We start from the raw sequence: 25,120 nt of genomic DNA, 5'->3' as shown, positions 1-25,120 counted from the left end.
AACGACTTGGCCTGTTTTTTGTCGGGAAACAACCGGCGCAATATGAAGCCGGCCAGGGCCGGTCGTTTGAGCAGATTTAAAATGAAACCTCGCGGAAATTTTTGATGCGCGGCCAGAAACGAGATGAATTTCCCCGCCAGCGGATGCAGATGATACGGAAGGGACCGGACGCCAATTTTTTCTGCCGCTTCGGCAATTTTCACCACCGCCTGATTGTCATGGGGGATCGAACCATGCCCCGGCTCCCCTCTTGCCTTTACCTTAAACCAGCAGACTCCCCTTTCCGCGACACCGATCGGATAGAAGACATGGTTGTCGATGTGAAGGCTGAAACCCCCCACCTCGTTTAAGGCATATTCCGCCTCGATCAGCTCGGGCCTTTTTTCCACTAACCACCGCGACCCCCATTTGCACCCCGCCTCCTCATCCGCCACGGCGGCAAAAATCAGATCGCGTTTCAGGGACAACCCCTCCCTTTTGGCCGCCAGGAAGACCATCAGTTCCATTGCCGTCATCTGCTTCATGTCGACGGCGCCGCGCCCCCAGATAAAACCGTCTTTCAGGTGGCCGGAAAAGGGCGGATATTGCCACTCTTTTTCTTCCGCCGGAACCACATCGATGTGCGACGTCAGAAGAAGCGGCCTTTTGGATCCATTCCCTTTCAGCCGCGCGACAAGACTGGCCCGTCCCGGCGACGGTTCGACGATCTGGAAGGGGATGTTTTCTTTATCGAGGACCCCGGCCAGATACTTCACCGCCTCGATCTCGTTTCCGGGCGGATTGGTCGTATTGATCCGGAGGAGATTTTGGAGGTGCGTGACCGCTTCCTGTTTTAGCGAGTCCCAGTCCATTTCGAACATATTTACATGACAGGAATCACATTTATTTTTTTGTTTCTCAATTTTGTAAGTCCGCTTAAACCGTGGTTGCTTCGCAAGGCTTGCCCCATTGAGGGGCCTTGTTATTGTATTTTTTAGTCCGCCTGAAATTTTGCCCGGCGGACGGGGGAACAAAATTGCTTCACAAAAAAATAAATGTGATTCCTGTCACCTCAAATAATGCGACGCATTTTCCGCGATATGAAACGCCGTCCGCGTGGAAAACGCCATGATTGTCTCCTGCGGGTTGACGCCGATGGAAGTGGGAAAAATCGAGGCATCGGCGACAAACAATCCCTTCACCTGATGCAATTCGCCGTAGGGATCGACCACCGACCTCTTTGGATCGCCCCCCATCTGGCAGGTTCCCATGATATGCACCGTCATCAGCTCCAGATCAACCGGACGGATGGGGTACTCGAAAATTTTGCGGATCTCGTCGATCGTGTGAATCTCATGCAACTGCTCGAAGGGGAGATAGACCCTCTTCGCGCCGGCGGCGAAGTAGATCTCGGAGAGGAGGGCCGTGGCCCGGAGCGCCTTCCGAAAATCTTCGTCGTTTAAGGTGTAGGTGGCCAACGCCTGATCGAACGGAAGGTTGATGACCCGCCCGCGCGAGGTGTCTTCGATCAAAGCGCCGCCGACGACACAGTGATTGTAAACCTCCTTCATGGTGTTCACCGAACCGGGACCGTAAAAGGGAATGGCCAGAGACATCATGCCGGGGGGGATGAAATTCAACCCCATGATGATCCCTTCGTCGATAAACTCGGTGATCTGGTAGGCTTGATTCACCCCCTTCCAGCCATAAACCGGATCGTCAAAGATCCCCACCACCTTGGCGTTGGGATGCAAAAAGAGATTCCTGCCGAGCCGTTTCGACTCGTCGGGGATCCGGCTCCGTTTCAACAGGGAAGGGGTCTGGATGGCGCCGCCGCAGACAACCGTCACCTTCGACCGGATTCTTACCTTGTGCCTCTTTTTCTTCGTCTCCGGATCAACAATAATCCCCGAGACGCCGGAAGCCCATCCCCCTTTCCGATGCACTTTTTTGACCCGGCAGTTGGCGTAGAGCCTCCCCCCCGCCTTGAGGAAGGCGGGGATATAGGTGACGAGGGTGGATTGCTTGCCGCCGGTGGGGCATCCGGTGATGCACTGGTTGGTCCCCACACACCCCCGATGGGCGCGAAGGTTGGCCCTGACTTCGTAGCCCAGCTTTTCGGCCCCCCGCCTTAAAATCTCGGCGTCCTCATTGCGAGACTCGGGGAGGATCGGCTTGACGGAGATGATTTCCTCCACCCTTTTGAAGTAGGGTTCCATCCGCTTCGGGGTCAGATCGCTCAACCCCTTTTCCCACTGCCACCGCTTGAGGATTTTTTCGGGCGTTCGCCAGCACATCCCGCCGTTGATGGTGGTGGATCCCCCCACACAGCGCCCCTCGGCAATGTAAATATTCGGTTTGCCGAGCGCCACCTCGGAGCCGCCGTCGCGGTAGAGCCGGATCAGACTGCCGAGAGTATCGGTGGTTCGAAAATCTTCCGTTTGATAATAACCTCCCTCTTCCAGCATGATGACGGAAAGCCCCGTTTCGGCCAACTCCTTGGCAATGGGGGCCCCTCCGGCGCCGGAGCCGACCACACAGACATCGCATTCTTCATCGATGTTTTTGCTGATGTCGGTATGTTTATAAATCATTGCCTTGCCAGCCACTCCTTTCGCATCTCGATTCTCTGTTTGATATGCGGATCGGGATCGTATCCGATATATTCCCACAGCCGCCTGTCCGAAAAGACCACCAGCATCACAAAGGCCCGGAGGGTCTTGAAAAATTCCCTCATCGGAATGAATTTGGCCAGCGCCCAGCGGTCGACATAGGCCATTTGACTTTGGGGAGAAAGTTTTGTGAAGCGCGCAAACCCAAAACCGCAGAGAAACGGGAGCCATTCAAAAAGGCGGACCCCCAGAAAAAATCCCCACCGAAAGCACTTGGGAAATTCATGAACCATCCGTTCGCAATTTTTGACGATATCCCCCTCGACGCCGACAAGGTCGAACTCGGAGCGGGGAAACAAATTTTCGGCCAGCCGGAGCAGAACCTGGACAATCGTTTTTGGGAGGGATTTGCGGGAAGGGGGCATGGGTGGAAGTCTATATCACTTGACGGGGGATGTTACAACTCCGCATCCATATAACGCCTCCGTTTTTTCCGAAAGGTCCACCAGACGAGGAGATAATAGATAACCATCGCGCAGACAGCTAAGTTCATCGCAAGGCCGACCGGATTTTGCGGAGAGAAGAGCGAAACAGCGGTTCCATTGAAAAATTCTTCCCGCGTTCCCACCACCGAATAGCGGTCAAACAATCGTCCGATCAGCCACCCCTCCCACCCCAGAAGAAAAAGGACGAAACAGAGCCAGGGGAGCTTACCTTTCAAAATAAAAATCCGGCCGAGATAAAAACCGAGGACATAGGGAAAATAATAGAGGAAGAGAAAAAGGTAGACGAGAGTGACCGGCCCGGTGCGGGAGTCTTCCAGAAAGTACATCCACATCCAGTCGGGAAATTTGAGCGCTGCGTAGAGAACTGCCGCGTTAAACAGGCTGGAAAAAACAACGCCGTGCCAAAACCAGGGGGAAGAAAAAACAAGCAAATCCCCTCTTTCTCTTTTGGCAAAAAGGGAGAACAGCGCCCCGAACAGCATCAATACCGGAAGGTCAATGAGAAATGTTTTAACCGCCTCCCTTCGCCAGCCGTTCAAAGGTACGGCTAAATTTTCGGGAGGTCAAACAAAAATCGGGGTTAGGGCCTCCACGACCTCCCTATGTTCCCGGCAACCGATAACGGAAAGGGAAGGAAGCGCTTTCGGACGGCAAAACCGGCGGCGAATCCGTTCGATCCGGCGGCGGGATTTTTGCAGATGATCGCGAAGAAAGCGATCTTTTCCAGCCAATTCGGTCACACGGATAATCGCCTCCGTCTGAACCTCCGGCTCCTTGCAGACAAGCGCGATGTCGCCCCCCGCCTCGAAAAAGCGGATAACCGCCGACGGGATGTCAAACCGGTCGGAGATGGCCTTCATGAAGAGATCGTCGGAAACAATGAGACCGCGATATCCGATGCGTCCCCGCAAAAGTTCAGTGAGAATAGCCCTCGAAAAAGTGGCGCAATGTTCGGGGTCGAAGGCGGGGTAGCGGACATGCGCCGTCATGAGCGTCTTGATGATTCCCTCTTTGATCAACCGTCGATAAGGAAAGAGATCGCGCTTCCAGAGGAGCCTGCCGGGGGACTTAAGCACCGGCAGATCGAGATGCGAATCGACCGAGGTGGCGCCATGGCCGGGAAAATGCTTGGCACATGAAAGAACCCCCTCGGCATGAAGGCCCTGAATGAGGGCCTCGGCAGCTGCTGCGGTACTTGCGCGGCCTGCCGGACGACCCGGCGACGCTGGCAACGGTGCTCAAGCCGCTGAAGGAATGCTGGCAGAAACTGCCGATCGAGCTGCGCGAAGAGTCCGATGCGATCGCTTGGGACGATCCCGCCGCGGCACGGGCCCTGTTGCGCGACGCCGAAGAGTCGCTGCTGCCGCTTCTGCTGGAACAGGAATCCGGGCGATGAGACTGCGGACTTGCGCCGGCGATTCGATGTTGCGGGCAAAGAGAATGACCCCGCCGAGATGGAATTTTCGGATGAGATTTTTAAGCGGCTTGGTGACGGCGGTTCCGTCAAAACCGCCGATAAAATGGGAACCGACGGGATGCATCTTGCAAGTTTGCGTTGAAGATAACAGGTCTTTCTGCGATAGTCATCTTAAACAATGCCCCCCGAAAAAAAATCGCGATCATTCAAAACCTCCCTCTGGGTTTTCTCCACCTATTTCACCGAGGGGCTCCCCTACATGATCACCCGTTTTTTGTCGTCGGTCTATTTTACCGACATCGGCGTGCGGGAGGCGTTTCTCGGTTTTTTGAATTTTTTGGGCTTCCCATGGAACTTCAAATTCCTCTGGGCCCCCCTCCTCGACATCTTTTCCACAAAAAGGGGGTGGCTTGTCAAAATCCAGACGGCCATCACCCTTCTTGTTCTCGTCATTGCCTGCCTCGCGGGAATGGGGCAGGCGGGGGCCTCCCATTTTCAGTCCGGCCTCATTGCGTTTCTCTTTATTGTCCTTGCCTTTATCGCGGCCACCAACGACGTGGCGATCGACGCCTACTACATGGAGGGGCTCGCCAGCCAGGCGGAGCAGGCCACCTACACGGGGCACCGGGTTATGGCCTATCGCATCGCCGTCATCTATGCGCGGAGCGCGCTGGTGGGAATTGCGGGCCTTGCCAACTGGTTTTACGGATTCGGGGCGGGGGCTGTAACCATGCTTGTCTTTCTGGTTTTGCACCGTTTTCTTCTCCCCCGGTTTGAAGCGGAAAAAACCGGCCCGAGGGAGACATGGCCGGCCGTCCGCCAAAAATTCGCCGATTCGTTCAAAAGTTATTTCAAACAGGAACGGGTGGCGCTTATTCTGGTTTTTGTGGCCACCTACAAGCTGGGGGACGAAATCCTTTTTTCCATGAATACCCCTTTTCTTCTGCGCGAACTGGGGGTGGTCAAGACGCAGTTGGCCTGGATTGCCGGCTTTGTCGGCTCTTTTGGGGCCATTGCCGGGACGATGCTTGGGGCCTGGTGGATCGGAAAAAGGGGCTTGAAAAAAACCATCTGGCCACTCACCCTTCTGATGAACATCAATATCCTTGCCTATCTCGTTCTTTCGGAAGGGAGACCGCGGGCTGATGAAACAATGGGGATCGCATTGATCGCCATTGTCCACGGCTATGAAAACATCGCTGGCGGGCTGGGATCGGCGGCGCTCATGATTTATCTGATGCGCCTCTGCTCGCCTAAATTCAAGGCGGCCCACTTTGCCATCGGCACGGCGATTATGAGCGTGGGGTCCACCTTTATCGGCGGTTTTGGCGGGATCATCGTGGAAAAATTCGGCTACACCAACCTCTTCCTGATGGGTTTTGTCGCCACCATCCCCTCCATGGCCCTCCTATTTTGGTTGCCGTTGAAGCAACAGGCGAAAGCATCTTGACCCGTTAAACGGCCTCATGCTACAGGCGATTTATGAAAACAATCAATATAGGCGGCATTGCCGAAGAAATTATCGAGCGGGGGGACTACCCGCCGGATAAACTCAAAAAAATCCTCAAAGAGGAGGTGATCGCCATTCTGGGCTACGGTCCGCAGGGACGCGGACAGGGACTGAACCTGCGGGACCAGAATTTCAACGTCATCATCGGATTGCGCAAAGGGGCGAGCTGGGACAAGGCGGTCAAAGACGGCTGGGTGGAAGGAAAAAATCTTTTTTCGATGGAAGAGGCCTCCGATAAGGGGACAACCATCCAGTTTCTCCTTTCGGACGCCGGGCAGATCGCCTTCTGGCCCACTCTGAAAAAATATCTGACCGAAGGGAAATGCCTCTATTTCTCGCACGGGTTTGGAATTGTCTTTTCCGACGACACAAAAATTGTCCCGCCAAAAAATGTTGATGTCGTCTTGTGCGCCCCGAAAGGAAGCGGCCTGACGGTTCGAACCCATTTTCAGGAGGGGCGCGGCATCAACGCCTCCATCGCCGTAAAGCAGGATTTCACCGGCCGGGCGTTTGACCGGGTTTGCGCCCTGGGAATGGCCATTGGCTCCGGGCATCTGTTTCAGACGACGTTCGAAAACGAGGTGCGGAGCGACTTGACCGGCGAGCGCTGTATCTTGATGGGGCTCATCCAGGGGGCGATCAAGGCGCAGTATGAAGTGTTGCGGGCCCATGGGCACTCTCCCTCAGAGGCCTATAACGAATCGATCGAGGAGGCCTTTTGTAGCCTCTATCCGCTGATTGGCGAGAACGGGATGGACTGGATGTACGCCAATTGCTCCACCACGGCTCAACGCGGGGCGCTCGACTGGGCGCCGCGGTTCGAAAAGGCATTGAAGCCGGTGATCGAGGAATGTTACCGGAGCGTCCAAAAAGGGGAGCAGGCCAAAATCGCCATCGAATCCAATTCCCGCCCCGACTACCGCGAACGTCTGAACAAAGAACTCGCCGCCATCGCCGACCAGGAGATGTGGGTCGCAGGCGGAATCTTGCGCGAGTTCAGACCGGAAAGAAGCAAGAAATAAGCCCGAAGGGCGTTGAGGGGGAGGCGACTATTTTACTTCGCAAACCATACGGTTTGCTACGCGCCGCGAATAAATCGCGGCTTGTATCCGGCTTTGCCGGTTTGGAGGGCCCGCCAAACAACGCGGCGGGTCCGCCGAGCAGTTTGGCGGAGGCGACGCGAGCCCCTGTGAAACCATCCTTCAATGGATAATGTGGCTGATCTTCTGTTCCTGCGAGTAGTTGTAAAACCGGCGAATCTCGCCGATTAAATCCTCAAATTCCCGCCGCCGGAAGAATTGCGCCTGCAGGCGGTGGCAGTATTGCATCGCCAGCCTCGAGGCGGTGAGGTAACGGGCCTTTTTTTCTTCCGACAGGGATTCAAGAAGGGTAAAGCGGTCAAAGAGGGCGTCGAAAAGTTTTTGGGGAAGGGCGGGATCGCCGTCGGCGCGCAGATAAAAAAGGAGCATGAGGAATTTGTCGATCTCGGCCTGAAGCTCCATTTCCAGCTGGGTGATGGGATGCCCCTGGTGCGCCTTCCACAGATAATAGACAAAATGCGAAACGCCCTCGATGAGGATGCAAAAATCGGAAAGATTTTTGTCGTTGAGCGAGAAGAAAGGGTTGTTTTTTTCCAGATTGTCCAACAACCGGCTGTCAAAGAAAAGGGCGATCTCCAGGGTATCGCCCGATCGGGCGTCACCGCCGTTCTGCCGCACCAGAAAAAGTTCTTTGGGAATCTTTGAGCCGGTCGGAAGGGAAAGAACTTCAAGCGCCTCTTTCCGATTCACCAGATATTCCTCCACCCGCTGGGGGAGCAAAATGCCGTAGAGGCGTTCGAGCTGGGCCTGTATCCGTGCGATCATCATTATTGGGCGAATTTTGTCTTTACGGTCTCGTTGGGGATAATCCCTTCGCGGACGAGAAGTTCGCGCGTTCGCTCCGAGCCGGTCTTCAGCCATTTTTCGTAGAGTTTCAGAAGATTCTGGTCGCTCTTCATCCCCGAGGCGTCGGCCACCTCCGAAATAACATCCATGAAGGGAATGAAATTGACCGCCAGTTCCCCGAACAGTTCGCTTAAATGGCGGGCCGGATCTTTTTCGACCAATTGCGAGACCGACGAGTAGGCGGAACCCCCCATCCGGATGTAATAGTCGATATTGATGACCTTCCTGAAAAAACTGTCCGAAAAAAAACCGGAGACATAGAGGGCAATGTCCCCCGTTTTTTTCAGAAGGGGGATCTTTTCGGAGGCGGTTTTGCTCATTCCCTCCAAAAAAAGAACGGCAAGGGCGGAGTCGACAAGCTCCCCGTTTTCGTTTCGTTCGTACAGTTTTTCGGTCTGTGCAAAGGAGACCAAGAGGTTGACCAGATAAAACTCCGCCTGCGGGCTGGCCTTGATGCGCAAGTCCTGCATGGAGGTCGACACCCTTTCCCGGAAAAATTCCGGCAGACTACCGGTGTCGAGCAGAGTCAGTTCCGTCATTTTTTTACTTCACCCCAACCACTGGTAATTTTAGCATGCGGGGGAGGAGGGGCGAAAGCAAAAAGATGGCTTAAAAAAGACACGGTGCGTTAAATTCCCCCTCACCCCCCTTTGTCAAACCTGTCCGCCGGTTGTGTGGCGGAGGGGGAAGGGGGGGATTTTATCTCTTCAAACAGCGAGCGGGATTTCCGCTTCAGGCAGTAAAAACCAAACAGGATTTTCAGGATAAAATTGCCCATTGCCCACAGGAGGCTTCCGGCAAGGATAAGCTCCTCGGCGCTATGCAGTCCGCCTGTTATCAGGGGGCCCTGCAGGTTTGTCTTAAAAAACTCGACAGACAGCGCCTGGCCTGTTCCCAGCCCCGCCGGAGTGATCGGGAGGGACGCCACGATCATGATGATCGGCGTGTAGAGAAAAATATCGGCAAGCGGCAATGAACTTAGAAAGGCGTTTGTCCACAGGAAAATGGAGAAAATAACCAACGCAAGGGTTGGGAGACGATAAAGAACGGTCTTGAGATAGTCGGTTGCCGTTGACCCCCGAAAGGCCACAAACAGGTGGCGTTCGAGAATCCACGCGACGGTTTTGTTTTTTTGAACCGCTTTGGCAAAGGGGCGGTCAATGAGCATCCAGAAGGCGATCCAGACAAAAAGTCCCGCATAAAACAGCAGGGCGAACTTTGCGATCAGGGGCCCAAGCGGAACGCCGCGGTAGGCAATATCGTGAATGCCGATGGACAACACGCTGAAAGTGAGCATCAGCGTCAGATCCACGACCGTCAGATAAAACATGGCCCCAAGGGTTTTAAAAACGGGGGCCCGATGGGTTCGCCGGAGGTAAAAAGCAATGCCCCCCTGCGCAAGATTGTAATTGACCACCATCAGCAGATAGGTGGCCCCGCGCATCAGGATGGTCTCTTTAAACGACACCTTTGTCGAAAATCGGCTTAAAAGCCATTTTAGCCCCAGGCAATCGGCCATCATGATGGCAATAAAGTAGGCGATGGCAAAGAAGATGAAACGGGGGATATCGGCATGGGTGATGGTTGACAAGACGTCGGTGGGAGGAATTTTTTGGAACATGAAATAGAGAATGCCGGCGGCGACAATCCATGGGAGAATACGCTGAAGGTGTTTTTTCATTTGCCGGTTTTTTTTGTATAACCTATAACATTTTTTAATGAAAGAACTTCCTAAAGTTTATGAGCCGCATGCCGTTGAAGACCGCTGGATTCAGCAGTGGATCGACAGGAATTATTTTGCCCCCGATTTGTCCAATAAGTCCGATAAGTCGTATGGGACCTATAGCATTGTCATCCCCCCCCCCAATGTGACCGGTTCGCTCCATATGGGGCATGCCTTAAACAATACCCTGCAGGATATCCTTGTCCGCTATCGCCGCATGAAAGGGGACAACACCCTCTGGGTGGTTGGGACCGACCATGCGGGAATTGCCACGCAGAACGTGGTTGAAAAACAGTTGAGCGCCGAGGGAAAAACACGTTTTGATCTTGGCCGCGAAAAATTTGTAGAACGGGTCTGGCAGTGGCGGAGAGAATCGGGCGGGACGATCATCAACCAGCTCAAAAGGCTTGGGGCCTCGTGCGATTACGTCCACGAGCGGTTCACGATGGATGAAGGATTGTCGGCGGCGGTCCGGAAGGTTTTTGTGCAATTATATAATGAAGGGTTTATCTATCGTGGCCTGCGCCTTATCAACTGGTGCCCCCGCTGTCATACCGCTTTATCCGATCTGGAAGTCGAACATGAGGAACAGAAGGGGCATTTGTGGCATGTAAGGTATGGAGATTTAATTGTCGCCACGACCCGCCCGGAGACGATGCTGGGTGATACGGCGGTTGCCGTTCATCCGGATGACGAACGATACAAAGACTGGATCGGAAAAAAAGTTCTGCTTCCTCTTGTCAACCGAGAGATACCGGTGATTGCCGACGAATATGTCGATCGCACCTTCGGAAGCGGTGTGGTGAAAATCACCCCGGCGCACGATTTCAACGATTTTGAAATCGGAAATCGGCATCAGTTGGAACGGATCAATATTCTCACGGAGGATGGAAAGATTAATCAGGCGGGGGGGCCGTATGCCGGTTTGAGCATTCAGGCCGCCCGCAGGAAAGTCGTCGAGGACCTGGAGGCACAAGAGTTGCTCGAGAAAGTGGCGCCGCACACACATGCGGTGGGGCATTGTTACCGTTGCAAGGCGGTGGTGGAGCCGTATCTCTCTCTGCAGTGGTATGTAAAGACAAAGCCGCTGGCCGAGCCCGCCATCGAGGCGGTCAAGGCCGGCAAGACGCGGTTTGTCCCCGAACATTGGGCTTCGTTCCACCCCAAAGAATCTCTCGATTCTTTGGGGACCCCGACGTTGCCCTCCTCGGCTCTCCCTGCGGCGTACATTCAAAGTACGCCTCAGTCGGCCTCGTCGGGACGCCTCGCATCTGAAACTTTTTCGGCAGTCCCATTGCCATGTCCCCCCGTTGTTTCCGAGAGCCCCCCTTCTAAATGTCCCTCATGCGGGTCAACCGAACTGATGCAGGATCCCGACGTCCTCGACACCTGGTTTTCCTCCGCCTTGTGGCCGTTCTCAACCCTTGGTTGGCCGGATCAGACGCCCAAATTAAAAAAGTTCTATCCGACCTCCGTTTTAGTCACCGCCTTCGACATCATCTTTTTCTGGGTGGCTCGGATGATGATGATGGGAATCCATTTCATGAAGGAGGTTCCGTTTTGCGACGTCCATATCCATGCCATCGTCCGCGATCCGTTGGGGCAGAAGATGAGCAAGTCGAAGGGGAACGTGATCGATCCTCTCCTCCTGATGAAAAAATACGGGACTGACGCCTTCCGCTTCACCCTCGCCGCATTTGCGGCGCAGGGGCGCGACATCAAGCTCGACGAGGCGCGTGTGGAGGGATACCGGAATTTCTGCAACAAAATCTGGAACGCCTCCCGGTTTGCCCTGATGAATGCCGCCCCGTTTATAAAGTCGGAGAAAGATTTTTATGATGTCGAGCCAAAGACGCCTCTCAATCGATGGATTATTAGTGAACTGTCACGCGCCGTTCGGAAGGTGGAGGAGGATATACAAAAGTACGAATTTAATCGCGCCGCACATGAGGTCTATTCTTTCTTTTGGTATTTTTTTTGTGACTGGTATCTCGAATTTTCAAAGACCATATATCTTGAAGGAACTGATGAGGAAAAAAATGAGACGTCCCGGACCATCTATTTTATTCTGGATTCATCCTTACGATTGCTTCACCCATTTATGCCTTTCATTACAGAGGAAATATGGCAAATGCTGGCGAATCGAAAGGGCAAATCGATTGTCACGAGCGACTTCCCCGTTTTCCGAGAGGAGACGGTGGATGATCGAAAGCCACGGCTTGAGTATGAGTTTTTGATCGAGCTTGTTTCGAATATCCGAAGTATTCGCCAGGAAACGGGTGTTCCCATCTCCCAGCCGGTGGATGTGATCATTCATGCGGATCGGAGAGCGGAAATCTATGCGAATATCGAAATGAAGGTAAAAAAGTTGGCGAGAATAGGCAAGATGGTTATTTCAGACAAGGAAATTCACGAGCCGGCGGCTGTAGCGCGTTTGAAGAACGGAACCTTGTACATTCCCCTTCAGGGACTGATCGATCTCAAGAAAGAGGAAGAACGGCTGAAAAAAAAATTGCAGAAGACGGTGAGGGATATCGACCAGTTAAAAGCGCGGCTCGAAGACCCTGAATTTCTGGAACATGTCGAGCCGGAGCTGGTTGAAGAAAAAAGGGCCGCTCTGGCAAGCACGCAGGCTCAAAAGGAAATATTGGAAAAGGGTTTGAAGCTGTTAAAGGATTAGTTCCAATTAAAGCGTCTCTTTCTCTATCCACTTCAAGAAATCCGAATTCCCGTCTTCAACGGCCAAGGACACAATGCAGGGGCAGGAATAGCTGTGGAGCGATTTGACCTTTTCGATCAGTTTTTTGACCACCGTCTCCTTCGTTTTGGCAATCAGCACCGTTTCTTTTCCCTCCTCGATTTTTCCTTCCCACCAATAAATGGAATTCATGCCGTCGATAATATTCACGCAGGCGGCAAGGTGTTCTTCCACAAGGGCGCGTCCGATCTTGTCCGCCTCGGCGCGATTGGAGCACGTAATATAGATGAAGTTCAGAACCATTTTTTCCTTTTGAAATAGGTCAGCATGCCCAGGACGATAAAACCCATCGCCGTCATCACCGCCGGATAGGCCCACCACCACTTGAGCTCCGGCATGGTGTCAAAATTCATTCCGTAAATGCCGACAATGAAGGTCAGTGGCAGAAAAATCGTGCCGATAACGGTGAGCACCTTCATGATTTCGTTCATTCGATTGCTGGTGCTGGAGAGATGGATGTTCATCAATTCGGCAAGCATGTCGCGGAATGTCTCGACGGCGTCCATGGTCTGAACGACATGATCGTAGATATCCCGAAAATAAGCGAGGGTGCCGCGGCGGATGAGAGGCGATTCGCCCCGCTCAAGCTGTCCAATCACTTCGCGAAGGGGCCAGACCGACTTGCGGAGAAAAATGAGTTCCCTTTTCAGCCGATGGACCTCCCGGATCGATTCGGGAGAGGCCTTTTTCAGAAGTTCCGCTTCGAGATCCTCGATTTTGTCTCCAATTTTTTCAAAGACCACGAAATAATTGTCGACAATGGCATCCATCAGCGAATAGGCCAGATAATCGGCCTCCATCTTGCGGATGGTCCCTTTGCCGGTCCGAATCCGCGCCCGGACCGGGTCAAAGACATCCCCGATCTCTCTTTCCTGAAACGAAATGATGTAATTCTTGCCGATAATGAAGCTGACCTGCTCGGTGACGATTTCCTTTTTGGGGGCGCTGTCGTAGAGCATTTTCAGGACCACATAGAGGTAGTCGTCGTGGTCTTCCATTTTGGGGCGCTGGTCGGTATTGAGGATATCCTCCAATACCAACGGGTGCAGATCGAAGGCGGCGCCGATTTTTTGAACCACGTCGGGATCGTGTGCCCCATCCACGTTGATCCAGGTTATGCCGGGTTTGTCCTTGTATTCAACGCAGGCGGAGGGGGAGGGGATTTCCTTTTCGTCAAAGCCTCCTTCGGTAAAGTTGAAGGCGGTGATTTTTACCGTTTCGGATTTTTTCTCGCCGATGTGCACAAGGGAACCGGGGGGGAGGCCCGCCTTCCGGGAGCGTTTTTTCATCAGTCTTGACATGAACGTCCGTATTGTACAAGCCTTTGCACCCTTGTCATGCATTTAATTTCCGGGTATGGACCTTGACATGAAGCCACTCGATCAGGAGGGCCTCCTCCCCAATCCCCTCGAACAGTTCCACTGCTGGTACGATGAGGCCTGCCGCCTTGAATCCATTCAGCTCCCCTCGGCCTGTTGCATGTCCACGGTCGGCCTCGACGGCCTTCCCGATGGAAGGATGATGCTCTTAAAGGAATGTGACGACCGCGGTTTTGTGGTCTACACCAATATCGAATCGGTCAAGGGGAGGTCCCTTGCGAAGAAGGCCCGGGCGGCGCTGACATTTTACTGGGAAGATTTGCGGCGCCAGATTCGCATCCAGGGAGAGGTGGAACAAGTTTCCGCGGGGGAGGCTTCTGCCTACTTCAAGTCGCGGCCCCGCGAGTCGCAGATCGGCGCCTGGGCGTCGAAACAGAGCGACGTTTTGGAAGATCGGGCAGTCCTGGATCGGCGATTTGAAGATTTATTGAAAAAATATGAAGGAAAAGAAGTCCCCCGCCCCCCTTATTGGACCGGTTTTCGCGTCATTCCGGCAAAAATTGAATTCTGGCAGGAACGCCCCAACCGCCTGCATGACCGGTTTGTGTATACGAAGGAAAAGGAGGGGTGGAAGATTGTCCGCTTGTATCCCTAATTTCCCAACACGTAGTTAAACACCAGCGGTGCCACGATCGAGGCGTCCGACTCGATAATAAACCGGGGCGTGTCTCCATCCAGTTTTCCCCAGGTGATTTTTTCGTTCGGCACGGCGCCGCTGTAGGAGCCATACGAGGTGGTGGAGTCGCTGATCTGGCAAAAATAGCCCCAGTACGGGCAATTTTCCTTCAAGTCCTGATTGATGAGGGGGACAACGCAAATGGGAAAATCGCCGGCGATCCCCCCGCCGATCTGAAAAAAGCCCGGTTTGCTTTTTCGGCAGTTTTCCTTGTACCACCCGATCAAGTGGGCCATCTGTTCGAGGCCGCTTTTGACCGAACGATAACCGGAGAGGTTCTTCTTCAGCACATTGGCGACATAGATGTTGCCGAGCGTCGAGTCTTCCCAACCCGGCGTATAGACCGGTATTTTCTTTTCGCAGGCCGCGACGAGCCATGAATGAGCCGGGTCGATTTCGTGGAATTTTTTCAGTTCGCCCGATTCGATGAGCTGATACATGAACTCGAAGGGAAAAAAGCTTTTCCCCTCCTTGTCCGCCTTTTGCCACAGTTTAAGTATCTGGCGTTCGATCCGGCGCATGGCCTCTTCCTCGGGGATACAGGTGTCGGTCACGCGGTTCATGCCGCGGTCGCGGAGGGCGATCTCTTCTTTTGCGGCGAGGCTTCGGTAACCGGGGACCCGCTCATAGTGGTTGTGGGCCACCAGATTGAAAATATCCTCCTCCAGATTGGCGCCGGTGGTGGTGATGGCGTGAACCTTGTTCTGCCTGATCATCTCGGCGAGCGAGATGCCGAGCTCGCCCGTGCTCATCGCCCCCGCCATGGTCAGCATCATCTTTCCGCCCCCTTCCAAAAGGCGAATCCACCCCTCGGAGGCATCCACGAGGGCGGCGGAGTTGAAATGCCTGAAATTGTTTTTGATGAAATCGCAAATAGGCGTATCTTTATTTTTATTATTTGCCTTCATGTCTCACCTCCCTCTCATGGCGCCGAAATATAAAGAAATATTTAAAGCTTAAAACGGATAATGTCAAAAAAAATCGGCCGCTTTTCTCATTTTTTTTTATTCCTTAAAAGACATGACCGGCGTGTATTCCCCCTTTAGTTCCCGGCGCCACCATTCTCCCATCGATTTTTTTGTGGTGTCGTCGGTAAAATGATACTCGTAGAGCAAGGCGCGAACAAATCGGGGCGGCGTATCCGGAAATGGATTGACCTTTATCAATTGTAAAACCTCCGGCGATCCGGCAAGGAGTCGCCCCATAAAATGCAAGATCCAGCGATCTGTCTTGTAATTTCCAAGGGCGGCAAACCACATCTGCCAGTCCACCCGTGGCATGTGCGGTTCCACAAATCGCGGGGGATCCTTCAGGTTTCCCGCCTTCCATTTGAAAACATATTCCTTCCAGTTGTCTTCATCGTTGGATCCCTGGATGATGATTTCGGGACGGGTTGTGGTCATGACGGCAAAAAGGCCGTAGCGATTGATCGTGCGGAAGGGGATGCGGGAAAAACCAGGGCGGCGGTTTTTTGGGGGGAGAAAGACAAAGGGGAGAGGGGGGCGATGGCGGGCCTCTTCCAAAAAACGTCATCAAGGATTGTCAAGCAAAGCGCGATGGTCAGAAGATTGAAGAATCCGTAGTTGCCGGTTAAGGCGATAAGCCCCTGAAGGGCCATTATCAGGAAGGCGCCCCCATGCCGGATCCGGCGCGGCATAAAAATAAAAAAAGGGACAACCAGCTCCACAAAGAACATGAAGACAACGGATACTTTCTGAAACCATTCAGGCAATTGGTGGACGTGCCACCCAATCCATGTGGGGAGAGGCTGGGTCTCGTAATGAAAATTGAGTGCGGTGAGGTTTTGCCACGTTTCGTCGCCGCTGGCCAGTTTCACCAGTCCGGACGAAAAAGTCAGTTTGAACAGGAGGAACCAGAACAGCCACCGCGCAGGGCGTGAGAGGCAAAGGGTTGCCGGTTTGCCGGCCCATACTTTCCAGGGGGCGGCGCATAGGGCGATAAAACCGGCTTCGAGCAGAAGGTTGTCCCATTGAAACTGCAAAAAAACCTGTCCTGCAGTGGCCAGCGACAGATAAAAAATCCAGAGGATAAGGAGCAAGGGCCCCTGAAGAAAGCCGAACAGAACCAGAAGGGAAAGGGCGGCCCCGCCAAGGCATAAAAAAAGAAGAAATGGGTCGCCGGCCTGAAACCAGCAGAGGGTCGGAAAATCCAGAATTCCCCACGGGCCGAGGCGTTCTTTGACAAGGTCCACAAGGGGGGCGATGGGAAGGATGCCGTTTTTCCCCACAAGGCCGCGAATTTGAACCGCCAATGAAAGGAAGGCGATGAGATAGGTCAGCCCCAAAAGCCTCAAAAAGATCCAGATCGAACACCGATAGGTGGAGGGTTCGAGATTTTTCCCCCACAGCAAATTGCTGATACGGGAGGCCGCCATCCGGTGGCTTGCGATAAACGAATAAAACTTTTCGGCAATTGTCTTAAAACCGGGGAGGCGGCGGTAGAACCAATAGAGGATTCGGCCGCCGTCCCCCGGGCCGCGTCGGCTCCCCAGGGCCAGCGCCTTAAGAGCGGCCTCGGCGCCGGTGGTGATGGCGCCGTTTGGTTCCACCAGGACCACCGACCGGTCGAATTCTTCTTTGGGAATTTCCGGAAATCGGCCGGCCGCCTCCTGCGAAGGGGCATAGTCGATCCGGTCGCCGGTTTTTTGCCGCCAGCGCTCGATCCACCGTCTGCAAAAGCCGCAGGCGCCGTCAAAAATAAGAAGGGGTTTTGAGGGCATGGTGATTAACTAGTCCAAAAAATTTCGGGTTGCAACTTTCCCTTCTAAAGACAAATATCCACGCATGCGCGTGGTTCAAATTCCCACCCTGTTTGATAATTACACCTATCTGGTCATCTGCGAAAAAACCGGCGTCTGCGGCATTGTCGATTCGCCGGATGCGGAGGCAACCTGGGAGGCAATCCGCCGGGAAGGGATCGAGCCGGTGGCCATTCTCTCAACGCACCATCATCTGGATCATGTCGGCGGCAATACCGATCTGGTGCGGATGAAAAAAATGGTTGTTTACGGCGGGGCGAATGATTCCGGTCGTATTCCCGAACTCACCCATCCGGTCAAGGAGGGAGATACGGTTCGGGTGGGAAACATTGTCTTCAAGGTGCTGGATATTCCCGGTCACACGCGGGGACATATCGCCTATGTCACCGGGGAGGCGGTTTTCTGCGGGGATACGTTGTTTGCAGGGGGATGCGGACGGCTGTTTGAGGGAACGCCTGAGATGATGGTGGCTTCTTTGTCAAAATTAAAGGCACTGCCTGATGAGACAAAAGTCTACTGTGGCCATGAATACACGCAAAAAAATCTGGAATTTGCGTTGACACTCGAGCCGAACAATCAAGCACTTGAAAAAAAATATGAAGAAGTGTCAAAGAGGCGGAAGAAAAATTTATCGACAGTGCCGACCACAATGGCTGAAGAAAAATCTTACAACCCTTTTTTGAGGGAAGAGAGTCCGGAGTTGATTGCCGGAGTGAAAAAGAAAGTGCCAAATCTGAAGGAAGATCCGGTAAGCGTGTTTGCGGCGGTGCGGAGGCTGAAAGATGTTTTCTAAACATTTCCCCCTTTTCGTCAAACAGGACCTCGACGGCTTTTTCGGCCTGGCCATCGACAATCTGATCCAGCTTTTGCTGATTGTCATCCTCTGTGTCGATGTCTGCGGTTTTCCCCCCGGTCTGGTTTTCGGCAAAATTCTCCCCGCGGCGGCGCTGTCGGTTCTCTTTGGCAATATCTACTATTCCTGGCAGGCGCATCAGCTCGCCAAAAAAACAGGGCGCGCCGACATCTGCGCCCTCCCGTACGGCATCAACACGGTGAGTCTTTTTGGTTTTGTCTTTTTTGTCATCCTTCCGGTCTACAAGCAGACCGGCGATTCCCTGCTTGCCTGGCGGGTGGGGGTTTTGGCCTGTTTTATCAACGCCGTCATTGAGACGGTTTTAAGTTTTTTTGGCGCCTGGGTCCGCAGGGTCACGCCGCGTGCGGCCCTCCTGTCGGCGCTGGCGGGGATTGCGATCACCTTTATTGCCATGGACTTTGCCTTCAGAATTTTTGCAAACCCTCTTTTGGCCTTTATTCCCCTGTTTATCATTCTCATGACCTATTTCGCCAAAAAACGTCTCCCCTTTGGAATTCCGGGCGGATTTTACGCCGTGGTTATCGGCTCGGCCATTGCATGGTTTGGCGGTTTCATGGACGCCTCGAAGGTTCATGAGGCGGCGGGGGAGCTCGGTTTGTTTCTTCCCTCGTCGGCAATCGCCGATCTCTGGCAGGTCCTTAAACCGCCGTATCTCTATTCGTATCTTTCCATCATTATTCCGATGGCGCTGTTCAATGTGATCGGCTCACTCCAGAACATCGAATCAGCCGAGGCGGCAGGCGACAGCTATCCGACACGAAATTGTCTGATCGCCAACGGTGTCGGTTCGGTTGTTGCCTCCTTTCTCGGAAGCCCCTTTCCCACCACCATCTACATCGGTCATCCGGGCTGGAAGGGGCTGGGGGCTCGGGCAGGCTACTCGGTGTTGAACGGGATTTTTATCACGCTGATCTGCTTTCTTGGCGCGGTTCGTCTGGTTTTGGCCGTGATGCCGCTGGAGGCGGGAGTCGCGATTGTCCTCTGGATCGGCATTGTGATTATGGCGCAGGCCTATCAGGCGACTCCAAAACAGCATGCCCCCGCGGTGGCCCTCGGTTTGATCCCGGCGTTGGCGGCATGGGGCCTCATGCTGGTTCAGGGAACTCTCTCGGAAGTTGGGTCGACGCTGACGGCCATTGGCGATCAGAATTTCATCCAAACCTATTCAGTGAAGGGGATCGTCGCGCTCAATCAAGGTTTTATTTTCACCTCGATGATCTGGGCGGCGATCTCCGTCTTTCTGATTGAACATCAGTTTCACAAGGCCGTTACCTGGGCGCTGTCAGCGGCGGTCCTTTCATTTTTCGGTGTCATCCACACCTACACTCTCGCGGGGAACGATGTGCTGACGCACTACGGCTGGGCCGTCGGCATCCCTTACGCGGTCGGTTATGTGGGCGGGGCTGTCTTGTTTTTGGCGGCGCGGTTTTCTCGGCCTTGAATCTTCATGCCCAAATCTTTGGCGATATCCTCTGGCCATTCATCGAAGTCGTCGGCGATTTTTATTTTCCCCTTGAAGCATCCAAGCCGCTTGTTCTGGCGGGCCGGCTTATCGCGGTTACTCTTACCCATCGGTTTCATCGGAAAGGAGATACAGTCTGATCTGGTCTGGTCTGGTTTACAAGGGTTATTTGCCCTGCCTGTGTTGTCTTTATAATATTCAGGCGGTACATCCCGTCAAACAAATCCCGCAAGTAAACCCTTCGACTCACTTCGTTCGCTCGGGGCAAGCTGGAACACCCTCCCCGGCCCGTATCCGGGGTAGGATTTGAGGTTGATACTCTGCCCTTAAAAAGCGTAGAATGGGTCCATAATAAAATGATTCATCAATCCGGAAATTACGCCCGTAAAGAGATCCGTGAGAGAAAAGACCGGTTGCGCCGGATGGGAACGCGAAGGGCCATCGACGATCTTGAGGATCTTCTGCGCATGAACCGTTTTTTTACCGGTGGGTCACCCAGGCCGTTCCCGGTGGGCTATTCCAGGCTCCTGCGTCCGCGCCATCCGCGATGATTTCTTCCAAGGCAAAAAAAATCTCATTTGAACGGTCGGTTATTAAAACGATCCGCTTTCTGGAAAAGGAAAAGGTCCCATATTTTGTTTTGGGAGGGCTGGCCGTGGGTGTTTTGGGTGAACCGCGCTTTACCCTCGATATAGACCTCGACATCTTTGTGGAAAGAGAAGACCTGGGCATCTTTCTCAAGCGCGCAAAGGATGGCCCCTTCCAATTCGATGTAAAAGCCGCAATGGTCAACGTCGAAAAGTTTGGAACTTTCCGTATTTTTTGTGATGGGGTGCAAGTCGATATGATCCTGGCCTCTACGGCGCTTGAAAAGTCGGCCCTTCAAAGGCGAAAACAATTGGCGCTATTCGGCAAGAAAACCTTTTTCCCGACCGCGGAGGATCTTGTCTTGCTAAAACTTATTCCCGGAAGACCCAAAGACCTTGTGGATGTGGAGTCGGTCTTTTTGAGGCACAAAGACAGGTTGGACTCCGATTATTTAAAACGATGGGCTGAAAAAATCTGCGACGAGTCCGAGGACTTCAGAATACTTCACCTATTGAAGAAATTCCTCAAATCATAATCACCCCTCATCAAAACAGAAACTGTTCCGCCAGAAAAGTGATCCCCAGCGGGATGGTCAGATTGTCCCAGTCCTTGAACGGCAACGATTCGAGAAAGGCCCCCGTCACCGAAATAATGATCGCCTTTGAGGGGGGGAGAAAATAGAACGAAATAGGAAGGGCGGCGATAAGGAACGCCATCGAGCCGGCGTAGGTTTTTCGGGAGAAAAACGGGAGTTTTGTCCGGCCGAATTTTTTTCCGCAGAGGGCCGCCATCGTATCGCAAAAACCGGCCATGTAAATTCCGATCAGCGAGGCCTTCCACGAAAACAGGGTGATCGCCAGCAAAACCCCGATGGCCAGAAAGAGGGGGGCCCTGGCGTAACAGTGGAGCTCCTCGTCCCTTTGCATCCTGAAAATCAGCGGATGCGCGAAAAACGGTTTCCCCGTCGTTTTTCTCCATTCCGAAAAAGAATAAAAGACGATGAAGAAGAGAAGGATAATCTGCGCCGCAAACAGGGAGTAATAGGCGCATAGCGGCACGGCGAGGGAGGAAAGATGAACCGCCTTGCGGGAGAGTTCAAATGAATAAGTATGGTTGTTCATGGTTCAACCCCGACAAGGGGCCCCTTTGGGGCAGGCTCACCATGTTCCTCCAAAGGACCTCCGGAGCCTGTCGGAATCCTTTTTTCCTGCATTTCGCTTCGCCCCTCAAAAAAATTATCCTGGTTGTCGTAGCGGAAAACCTTCTTTTTGGCAAAGCGCACCTTGACCGTCGCGTAGTGCGCCCTGCCGACCAGGATCCGGAATGGAATCATAAGAACATAAAAAATCGGGATGAGAAGAAAGGAGACCAAAAACCACTGGACGTAACGGGTGAGCGCAAGCTGAAGGGCCTCGCCCAAAATAAGCGGGCTTTCGTTTTCCAGCGCCGCCCCCACGGCCGAAAAGACCGCCAGCCCAAGGAGGTGTGCCATAAAAAGCCGGATGATGATAAAGCCGCTGTGGGTCAGTTGGCGGAACAATTCAAAGACAAGAGAGAAACGGGGGTCGAGGTTGAAGAGGACGGCATAGGCCCGGTCAAAAGCCGCCTGACCAAGGTCCGTGGGAACGTAAGTCAGGCCTTTTAGAAGGGCCCAGACAAAAAGGACGGCGATGCCGCCGGAGAGAGAAAGAAAGAAGGCATCCCGTTGGCCGTAAAATTCGTTGACCAGATCGAGACAGATGAGCGCCAGGGCGAGGAGAAAAACCGAAAAGGGGATAACGCCGATGTGCAGGGGATAGCGGCTGTTGTCCACCTCCAAAACCGCAATCGGCATTTCCGTCAGCGTCGCCACTTTTCCCTGGAGGATGTACGACAACACGACAACGACAAGAAAAAGGGAGCAGAGAAGAATAAGGGCAAATTCAGGACGTCTATTTTCCATCATTCACCTCGGTTGATACCCGCTCCATACCTGCCACGGGTGATCATCCTCTTTGACGAGGCTCCAGTACGGTGCGCCGGCGGTGCGCCACGGGTCGATCATAATGCCGGCGTCAAAGGGGGCCCCCCTCGGGGCAATGACCGCCGTGTTGTGTTCCGTCATTTTGCCCGGGTGCGCCTCGGCCCACCAGGCGGTAAAGTGGGGGTGTTCCACCGTGTCGATCACGTTTAACACATCCTCCGCCCAGTGCTTGCATCCCCCCCGCGAGGCCAGGCCGATGTCGATGATGAAGTTATGAACGAGCGGAAAGGTGTGAATGTTGTAGAGGTCCCGGAGTTTTTCAATGGCCTTGATAACGCTATAAGCCAGCTGGTTGGCCTCGGCCTGCGCCTCGGGCGGCGTCTCCCCGTGGACGGCGGCATAGCTTTTTACCAGATCTTTCTTAAGACCGGCGGCGTAACCCCAAAATTCAACCTCCCTTGTCAGTTCCCGGTAGGCCTTTTTCTTTTGCCGGTTTTTTCGGCTCATGGAGGGGGTGACTTTTCCCTTTTCCTCAAACTGCCGCAGAAGGGAGGGGTTGGTTTGCGCCTTCAAGTCCGCCAACATCCGCGAGACCTCTTCAAACCGGATCCCGGCGTCATCCGGCGCCGGGGTCTTTTCGGGGACAATCGGGGAGGGTTTGTCGGCGCCCCCGGCCGTATCCGGAAAAGCAAGGCATAAAAAAGTGGCAAAAATCAGGCCGAATTTATATTGATAGCCGTTCATGGTCGAATATCTTGTCCGCCAAGCCCTTCGGTTCCGTTTGCCGTTTGTCGTTGTTATTCTAACCCTCACGACGGTTTCTGCAATTTATTTTTCGGCCAATTTTGCCAATTCCGATAATTCCCTTCCCGTCTGGTTTGATCCGGATGACCCCGACTATGTCGCGTATAAAAATTACCTGGAAGAGTTCGGCAACGACCGTTTTATCCTTTTGGGCTTTGAGACGCCGGAGGTCTTTTCTCTGCCGGTATTAAGCTTTGTCCGTGCCCTGACCGAGGAGCTCAAAAAGGCCCCGGATATCGAAAAGGCCACCAGCATCGCCAACGCCGAATATATCGAGGGTGCGGCGGATGAAATTTATATCCACCCTTTTATCGAGGAGATGCCTGTCCGTCCCGAGGCGCTTGAAGAACTCAAAAAGAAGGCGCTGGCGGAAGAGGACTTTGTGGGAAATCTCGTCTCGTCCGACGCAAAGGTCTTCAGCATCGTCGCCAAAATAAACACCGGGAATACCGTTGAGGAAAGCACCCGCCTGAAAAACCGGATCGATGCGCTGGTCGCCCGCGTCAATAGCCAAGGTTATCCGTACCATCTGGCCGGCTCCCCCATCACCGACGAGGCCTTTGACCGGCTCGTGATCCGCGATCAGCAGGTTTTTATCACATCCATTGTCGCCCTTGTCGTCGTTCTGCTGGTGATTTTTTTTCGCAGTGTGACGGTGGCCGTTGTTCCCACCGTGGTGCAGGTGGCGGTTCTCCTGTGGGTTCTGGCCCTTTATTATCTGGTCGGCTACCGGATGAACGTCGTGGCGGGAATGGTGGTGCCGATTCTCGTTGCCGTCTGTGTTGCCGACTCGGTGCACCTTGTTTTGGAATACTATCAAAGCCGCGCCGCCGGCCTCCACCGGGAAAAAGCTCTCGTTGATGCCTCCAAAAATCTCTGGCGCCCCTGCCTCTATACAGCGGCGACGACGCTGGCGGGCTTTATCTCGTTCCAGTCGAGTTCCATCACGCCGATCAACGTCCTGGGGACGCTCACCGCCCTGGGGGTGGCGCTGGCTTTTCTGCTGACCATTTTTTTCATTCCTGTGATCCTTTCCTATCTTCCCGAGCCGAAAAAAAAGATTGTGGAACATCTGCAAGAGGGGGCGATTCAGCGGTTTTTGGACGGCGTTTCCTCGCTGATTTTCAGGCATCCCAAATTGATCGCCTTTGTTTTTATCGTCCTGGCCGCGGCGGCCGTAGTCGGGATGACCCGGCTTAAAATCGAGACCAATTTTCTGGAATATTTTCCCTCGTGGGAAAGGGTGAGGAGCGATCTGGTCTTTTTTGACCGCCATCTCTCCGGAGTCGGCTCTTACGAGGTTGTTTTTTCCTCCCGAAAACCGGGCTGGGAGGTAGCCCACGATCCCGCCGTCTTGAAGGAGATCGGCCGGTTTGCCCGGTCAATGCTCAAAAACGGACATACGCGGAAGGTGCAGGGCCCTCTTGGTTATTTGAAGAAATTGAATCAGGCGTTTCACGAGGGAAAAAATGAATTCTACCGTGTCCCCGACACAAAAGAAGAGGTGGCCCAGCTTTTTCTGCTGGCCGAAAGCTCCGGAGAAACGGAGATCGGCCAATACAAATCGCCGGACAACAAAAAAATCCATCTGAATGTCCGGACCGAGTGGGGTTCCTCCGAGGAGATGAACCGCTATTTGAACACCATGAGGCTCGAGGCCGAAAACCGCTTCAGGCCGTTTGGGATCGACGTCACCCTAACCGGCTACGGGCCGCTCTGGATCCGCCTGGACAACGATATCCTTGTCAGCCAGATTTACAGCTTTCTGATCGCCTTCGCCGTCGTTTCGGTTCTGATGATGTTCTTTCTAAAAAGCTTCAAGGTGGGTTTGCTAAGCATGATTCCCAACGTTTTGCCGATTCTCTACACCATGGGGCTGATGGGCTTTGCGGGGATTCATCTGAATGTCTCCACCGTGATGATTGCGGCGATCACTGTGGGCATCACCGTGGACGACACCATCCACTACCTCGTCCGTTTTGGCGATGCGCTAAGGCGCGAAGGGGATTACAGAGGCGCCATCCGTCAGGCCAACCGGTCGGTGGGGACCGCCATCCTTTTCACCTCGCTCATTCTCATGGGGGGATTTTCGGTGATGTGCCTCGGTTCTTTTATCCCCTCCATTTATTTCGGGAGCATGACGG

General features: G+C 53.6%; 26 protein-coding genes. 10 read left to right on the top strand and 16 right to left on the bottom strand.

Features of this window, described 5'->3' with window-relative positions; all coding sequences use genetic code 11:
* The 5 genes from HYU99_01150 to HYU99_01130 form a co-directional block, all read right to left on the bottom strand.
* Nucleotides 1–851 (bottom strand): M20/M25/M40 family metallo-hydrolase (locus HYU99_01150; GenBank protein MBI2338964.1); only part of this gene is annotated, 851 nt, incomplete at its 3' end.
* Between the two features lie 195 nt (nt 852–1,046).
* A complete protein-coding gene (locus HYU99_01145) occupies nt 1,047–2,573 on the bottom strand; it encodes a GMC family oxidoreductase (GenBank protein ID MBI2338963.1) in 1,527 nt (508 codons plus the stop codon).
* Entirely contained in the window at nt 2,570–3,016 is a 447-nt protein-coding gene (locus tag HYU99_01140) for a hypothetical protein (protein MBI2338962.1), read from the bottom strand. The genes HYU99_01145 and HYU99_01140 overlap by 4 nt, the downstream gene beginning before the upstream one ends.
* 32 nt (nt 3,017–3,048) lie before the next feature.
* On the bottom strand, nt 3,049–3,636 hold the full coding sequence (locus tag HYU99_01135) for a hypothetical protein (GenBank protein ID MBI2338961.1): 588 nt from the start codon (nt 3,634–3,636) through the stop codon (nt 3,049–3,051).
* A 24-nt stretch (nt 3,637–3,660) separates the two neighbouring features.
* Nucleotides 3,661–4,329 (bottom strand): hypothetical protein, encoded by a 669-nt coding sequence (locus HYU99_01130; GenBank protein ID MBI2338960.1) that lies wholly within the window; start codon nt 4,327–4,329, stop codon nt 3,661–3,663.
* On the opposite strand from HYU99_01130, the gene HYU99_01125 reads away from it, so the two are divergent.
* From HYU99_01125 to ilvC, 3 genes are all read left to right on the top strand, one after another.
* Nucleotides 4,293–4,493, top strand: a complete 201-nt coding sequence (locus HYU99_01125) for a hypothetical protein (GenBank protein MBI2338959.1) — start codon at nt 4,293–4,295, stop codon at nt 4,491–4,493. The genes HYU99_01130 and HYU99_01125 overlap by 37 nt on opposite strands.
* 199 nt (nt 4,494–4,692) lie before the next feature.
* Nucleotides 4,693–5,964, top strand: coding sequence for a hypothetical protein (locus HYU99_01120; protein ID MBI2338958.1), 1,272 nt, complete (start codon nt 4,693–4,695; stop codon nt 5,962–5,964).
* Nucleotides 5,965–5,996: 32 nt separating this feature from the next.
* A complete protein-coding gene (ilvC, locus tag HYU99_01115; protein ID MBI2338957.1) occupies nt 5,997–7,046 on the top strand; it encodes a ketol-acid reductoisomerase in 1,050 nt (349 codons plus the stop codon).
* 180 nt (nt 7,047–7,226) lie between these two features.
* Here ilvC and HYU99_01110 read toward each other — a convergent pair whose 3' ends face one another.
* The 3 genes from HYU99_01110 to HYU99_01100 all read right to left on the bottom strand — a co-directional run bounded on the left by HYU99_01110 (nt 7,227) and on the right by HYU99_01100 (nt 9,651).
* Nucleotides 7,227–7,892, bottom strand: a complete 666-nt coding sequence (locus HYU99_01110; GenBank protein ID MBI2338956.1) for a hypothetical protein — start codon at nt 7,890–7,892, stop codon at nt 7,227–7,229.
* A complete protein-coding gene (locus HYU99_01105) occupies nt 7,892–8,509 on the bottom strand; it encodes a hypothetical protein (protein ID MBI2338955.1) in 618 nt (205 codons plus the stop codon). The genes HYU99_01110 and HYU99_01105 overlap by 1 nt, the downstream gene beginning before the upstream one ends.
* Nucleotides 8,510–8,610: 101 nt before the next feature.
* A complete protein-coding gene (locus HYU99_01100; protein MBI2338954.1) occupies nt 8,611–9,651 on the bottom strand; it encodes a flippase-like domain-containing protein in 1,041 nt (346 codons plus the stop codon).
* A gap of 37 nt (nt 9,652–9,688) precedes the next feature.
* On the opposite strand from HYU99_01100, the gene HYU99_01095 reads away from it, so the two are divergent.
* On the top strand, nt 9,689–12,373 hold the full coding sequence (locus HYU99_01095) for a valine--tRNA ligase (GenBank protein ID MBI2338953.1): 2,685 nt from the start codon (nt 9,689–9,691) through the stop codon (nt 12,371–12,373).
* Between the two features lie 6 nt (nt 12,374–12,379).
* On the opposite strand, the gene HYU99_01090 is transcribed toward HYU99_01095, so the two are convergent.
* Both HYU99_01090 and corA read right to left on the bottom strand, forming a co-directional pair.
* Nucleotides 12,380–12,694 (bottom strand): divalent-cation tolerance protein CutA, encoded by a 315-nt coding sequence (locus tag HYU99_01090; protein ID MBI2338952.1) that lies wholly within the window; start codon nt 12,692–12,694, stop codon nt 12,380–12,382.
* Nucleotides 12,685–13,752, bottom strand: a complete 1,068-nt coding sequence (corA, locus tag HYU99_01085; protein ID MBI2338951.1) for a magnesium/cobalt transporter CorA — start codon at nt 13,750–13,752, stop codon at nt 12,685–12,687. Before corA ends, HYU99_01090 begins: the two co-directional genes overlap by 10 nt.
* A gap of 55 nt (nt 13,753–13,807) precedes the next feature.
* On the opposite strand from corA, the gene pdxH reads away from it, so the two are divergent.
* Nucleotides 13,808–14,425 (top strand): pyridoxamine 5'-phosphate oxidase, encoded by a 618-nt coding sequence (pdxH, locus tag HYU99_01080; GenBank protein MBI2338950.1) that lies wholly within the window; start codon nt 13,808–13,810, stop codon nt 14,423–14,425.
* On the opposite strand, the gene HYU99_01075 is transcribed toward pdxH, so the two are convergent.
* The 3 genes from HYU99_01075 to HYU99_01065 all read right to left on the bottom strand — a co-directional run bounded on the left by HYU99_01075 (nt 14,422) and on the right by HYU99_01065 (nt 17,246).
* The gene (locus tag HYU99_01075; protein ID MBI2338949.1) at nt 14,422–15,414 is read right to left on the bottom strand and encodes a deoxyhypusine synthase family protein; all 993 of its coding nucleotides are present in this window, start codon (nt 15,412–15,414) and stop codon (nt 14,422–14,424) included. The two genes, pdxH and HYU99_01075, sit on opposite strands and share 4 nt — an antisense overlap.
* A gap of 96 nt (nt 15,415–15,510) precedes the next feature.
* Nucleotides 15,511–15,909, bottom strand: a complete 399-nt coding sequence (locus HYU99_01070; GenBank protein ID MBI2338948.1) for a lipase maturation factor family protein — start codon at nt 15,907–15,909, stop codon at nt 15,511–15,513.
* The gene (locus HYU99_01065; protein ID MBI2338947.1) at nt 15,906–17,246 is read right to left on the bottom strand and encodes a lipase maturation factor family protein; all 1,341 of its coding nucleotides are present in this window, start codon (nt 17,244–17,246) and stop codon (nt 15,906–15,908) included. Before HYU99_01065 ends, HYU99_01070 begins: the two co-directional genes overlap by 4 nt.
* Before the next feature lie 64 nt (nt 17,247–17,310).
* On the opposite strand from HYU99_01065, the gene gloB reads away from it, so the two are divergent.
* The 4 genes from gloB to HYU99_01045 all read left to right on the top strand — a co-directional run bounded on the left by gloB (nt 17,311) and on the right by HYU99_01045 (nt 20,744).
* The gene (gloB, locus tag HYU99_01060; GenBank protein ID MBI2338946.1) at nt 17,311–18,078 is read left to right on the top strand and encodes a hydroxyacylglutathione hydrolase; all 768 of its coding nucleotides are present in this window, start codon (nt 17,311–17,313) and stop codon (nt 18,076–18,078) included.
* Complete coding sequence (locus HYU99_01055) at nt 18,068–19,600, top strand: NCS2 family permease (protein ID MBI2338945.1); 1,533 nt, start codon at nt 18,068–18,070, stop codon at nt 19,598–19,600. The genes gloB and HYU99_01055 overlap by 11 nt, the downstream gene beginning before the upstream one ends.
* Nucleotides 19,601–19,977: 377 nt before the next feature.
* A complete protein-coding gene (locus HYU99_01050; protein ID MBI2338944.1) occupies nt 19,978–20,172 on the top strand; it encodes a hypothetical protein in 195 nt (64 codons plus the stop codon).
* Entirely contained in the window at nt 20,169–20,744 is a 576-nt protein-coding gene (locus HYU99_01045) for a hypothetical protein (GenBank protein MBI2338943.1), read from the top strand. The genes HYU99_01050 and HYU99_01045 overlap by 4 nt, the downstream gene beginning before the upstream one ends.
* A 10-nt stretch (nt 20,745–20,754) precedes the next feature.
* Here HYU99_01045 and HYU99_01040 read toward each other — a convergent pair whose 3' ends face one another.
* Genes HYU99_01040 through HYU99_01030 form a run of 3 tightly spaced genes read right to left on the bottom strand, consistent with a single transcriptional unit; the run spans nt 20,755 to nt 22,916 of the window.
* Nucleotides 20,755–21,330, bottom strand: a complete 576-nt coding sequence (locus HYU99_01040; protein MBI2338942.1) for a hypothetical protein — start codon at nt 21,328–21,330, stop codon at nt 20,755–20,757.
* Entirely contained in the window at nt 21,327–22,154 is an 828-nt protein-coding gene (locus HYU99_01035; protein ID MBI2338941.1) for a VUT family protein, read from the bottom strand. The genes HYU99_01040 and HYU99_01035 overlap by 4 nt, the downstream gene beginning before the upstream one ends.
* Nucleotides 22,155–22,916 (bottom strand): hypothetical protein, encoded by a 762-nt coding sequence (locus HYU99_01030; GenBank protein ID MBI2338940.1) that lies wholly within the window; start codon nt 22,914–22,916, stop codon nt 22,155–22,157. It abuts the gene before it with no gap.
* Here HYU99_01030 and HYU99_01025 point away from each other — a divergent pair.
* Nucleotides 22,915–25,120: MMPL family transporter (locus HYU99_01025; GenBank protein MBI2338939.1), on the top strand; the 2,206-nt coding region annotated here is incomplete at its 3' end. The two genes, HYU99_01030 and HYU99_01025, sit on opposite strands and share 2 nt — an antisense overlap.

This window comes from Deltaproteobacteria bacterium (assembly GCA_016183175.1).
In the GTDB taxonomy this organism is placed as follows: domain Bacteria; phylum UBA10199; class UBA10199; order UBA10199; family SBBF01; genus JACPFC01.
Note: the sequence above shows the minus strand (reverse complement) of the source record. Positions and strands in the feature narration are given on the sequence as shown.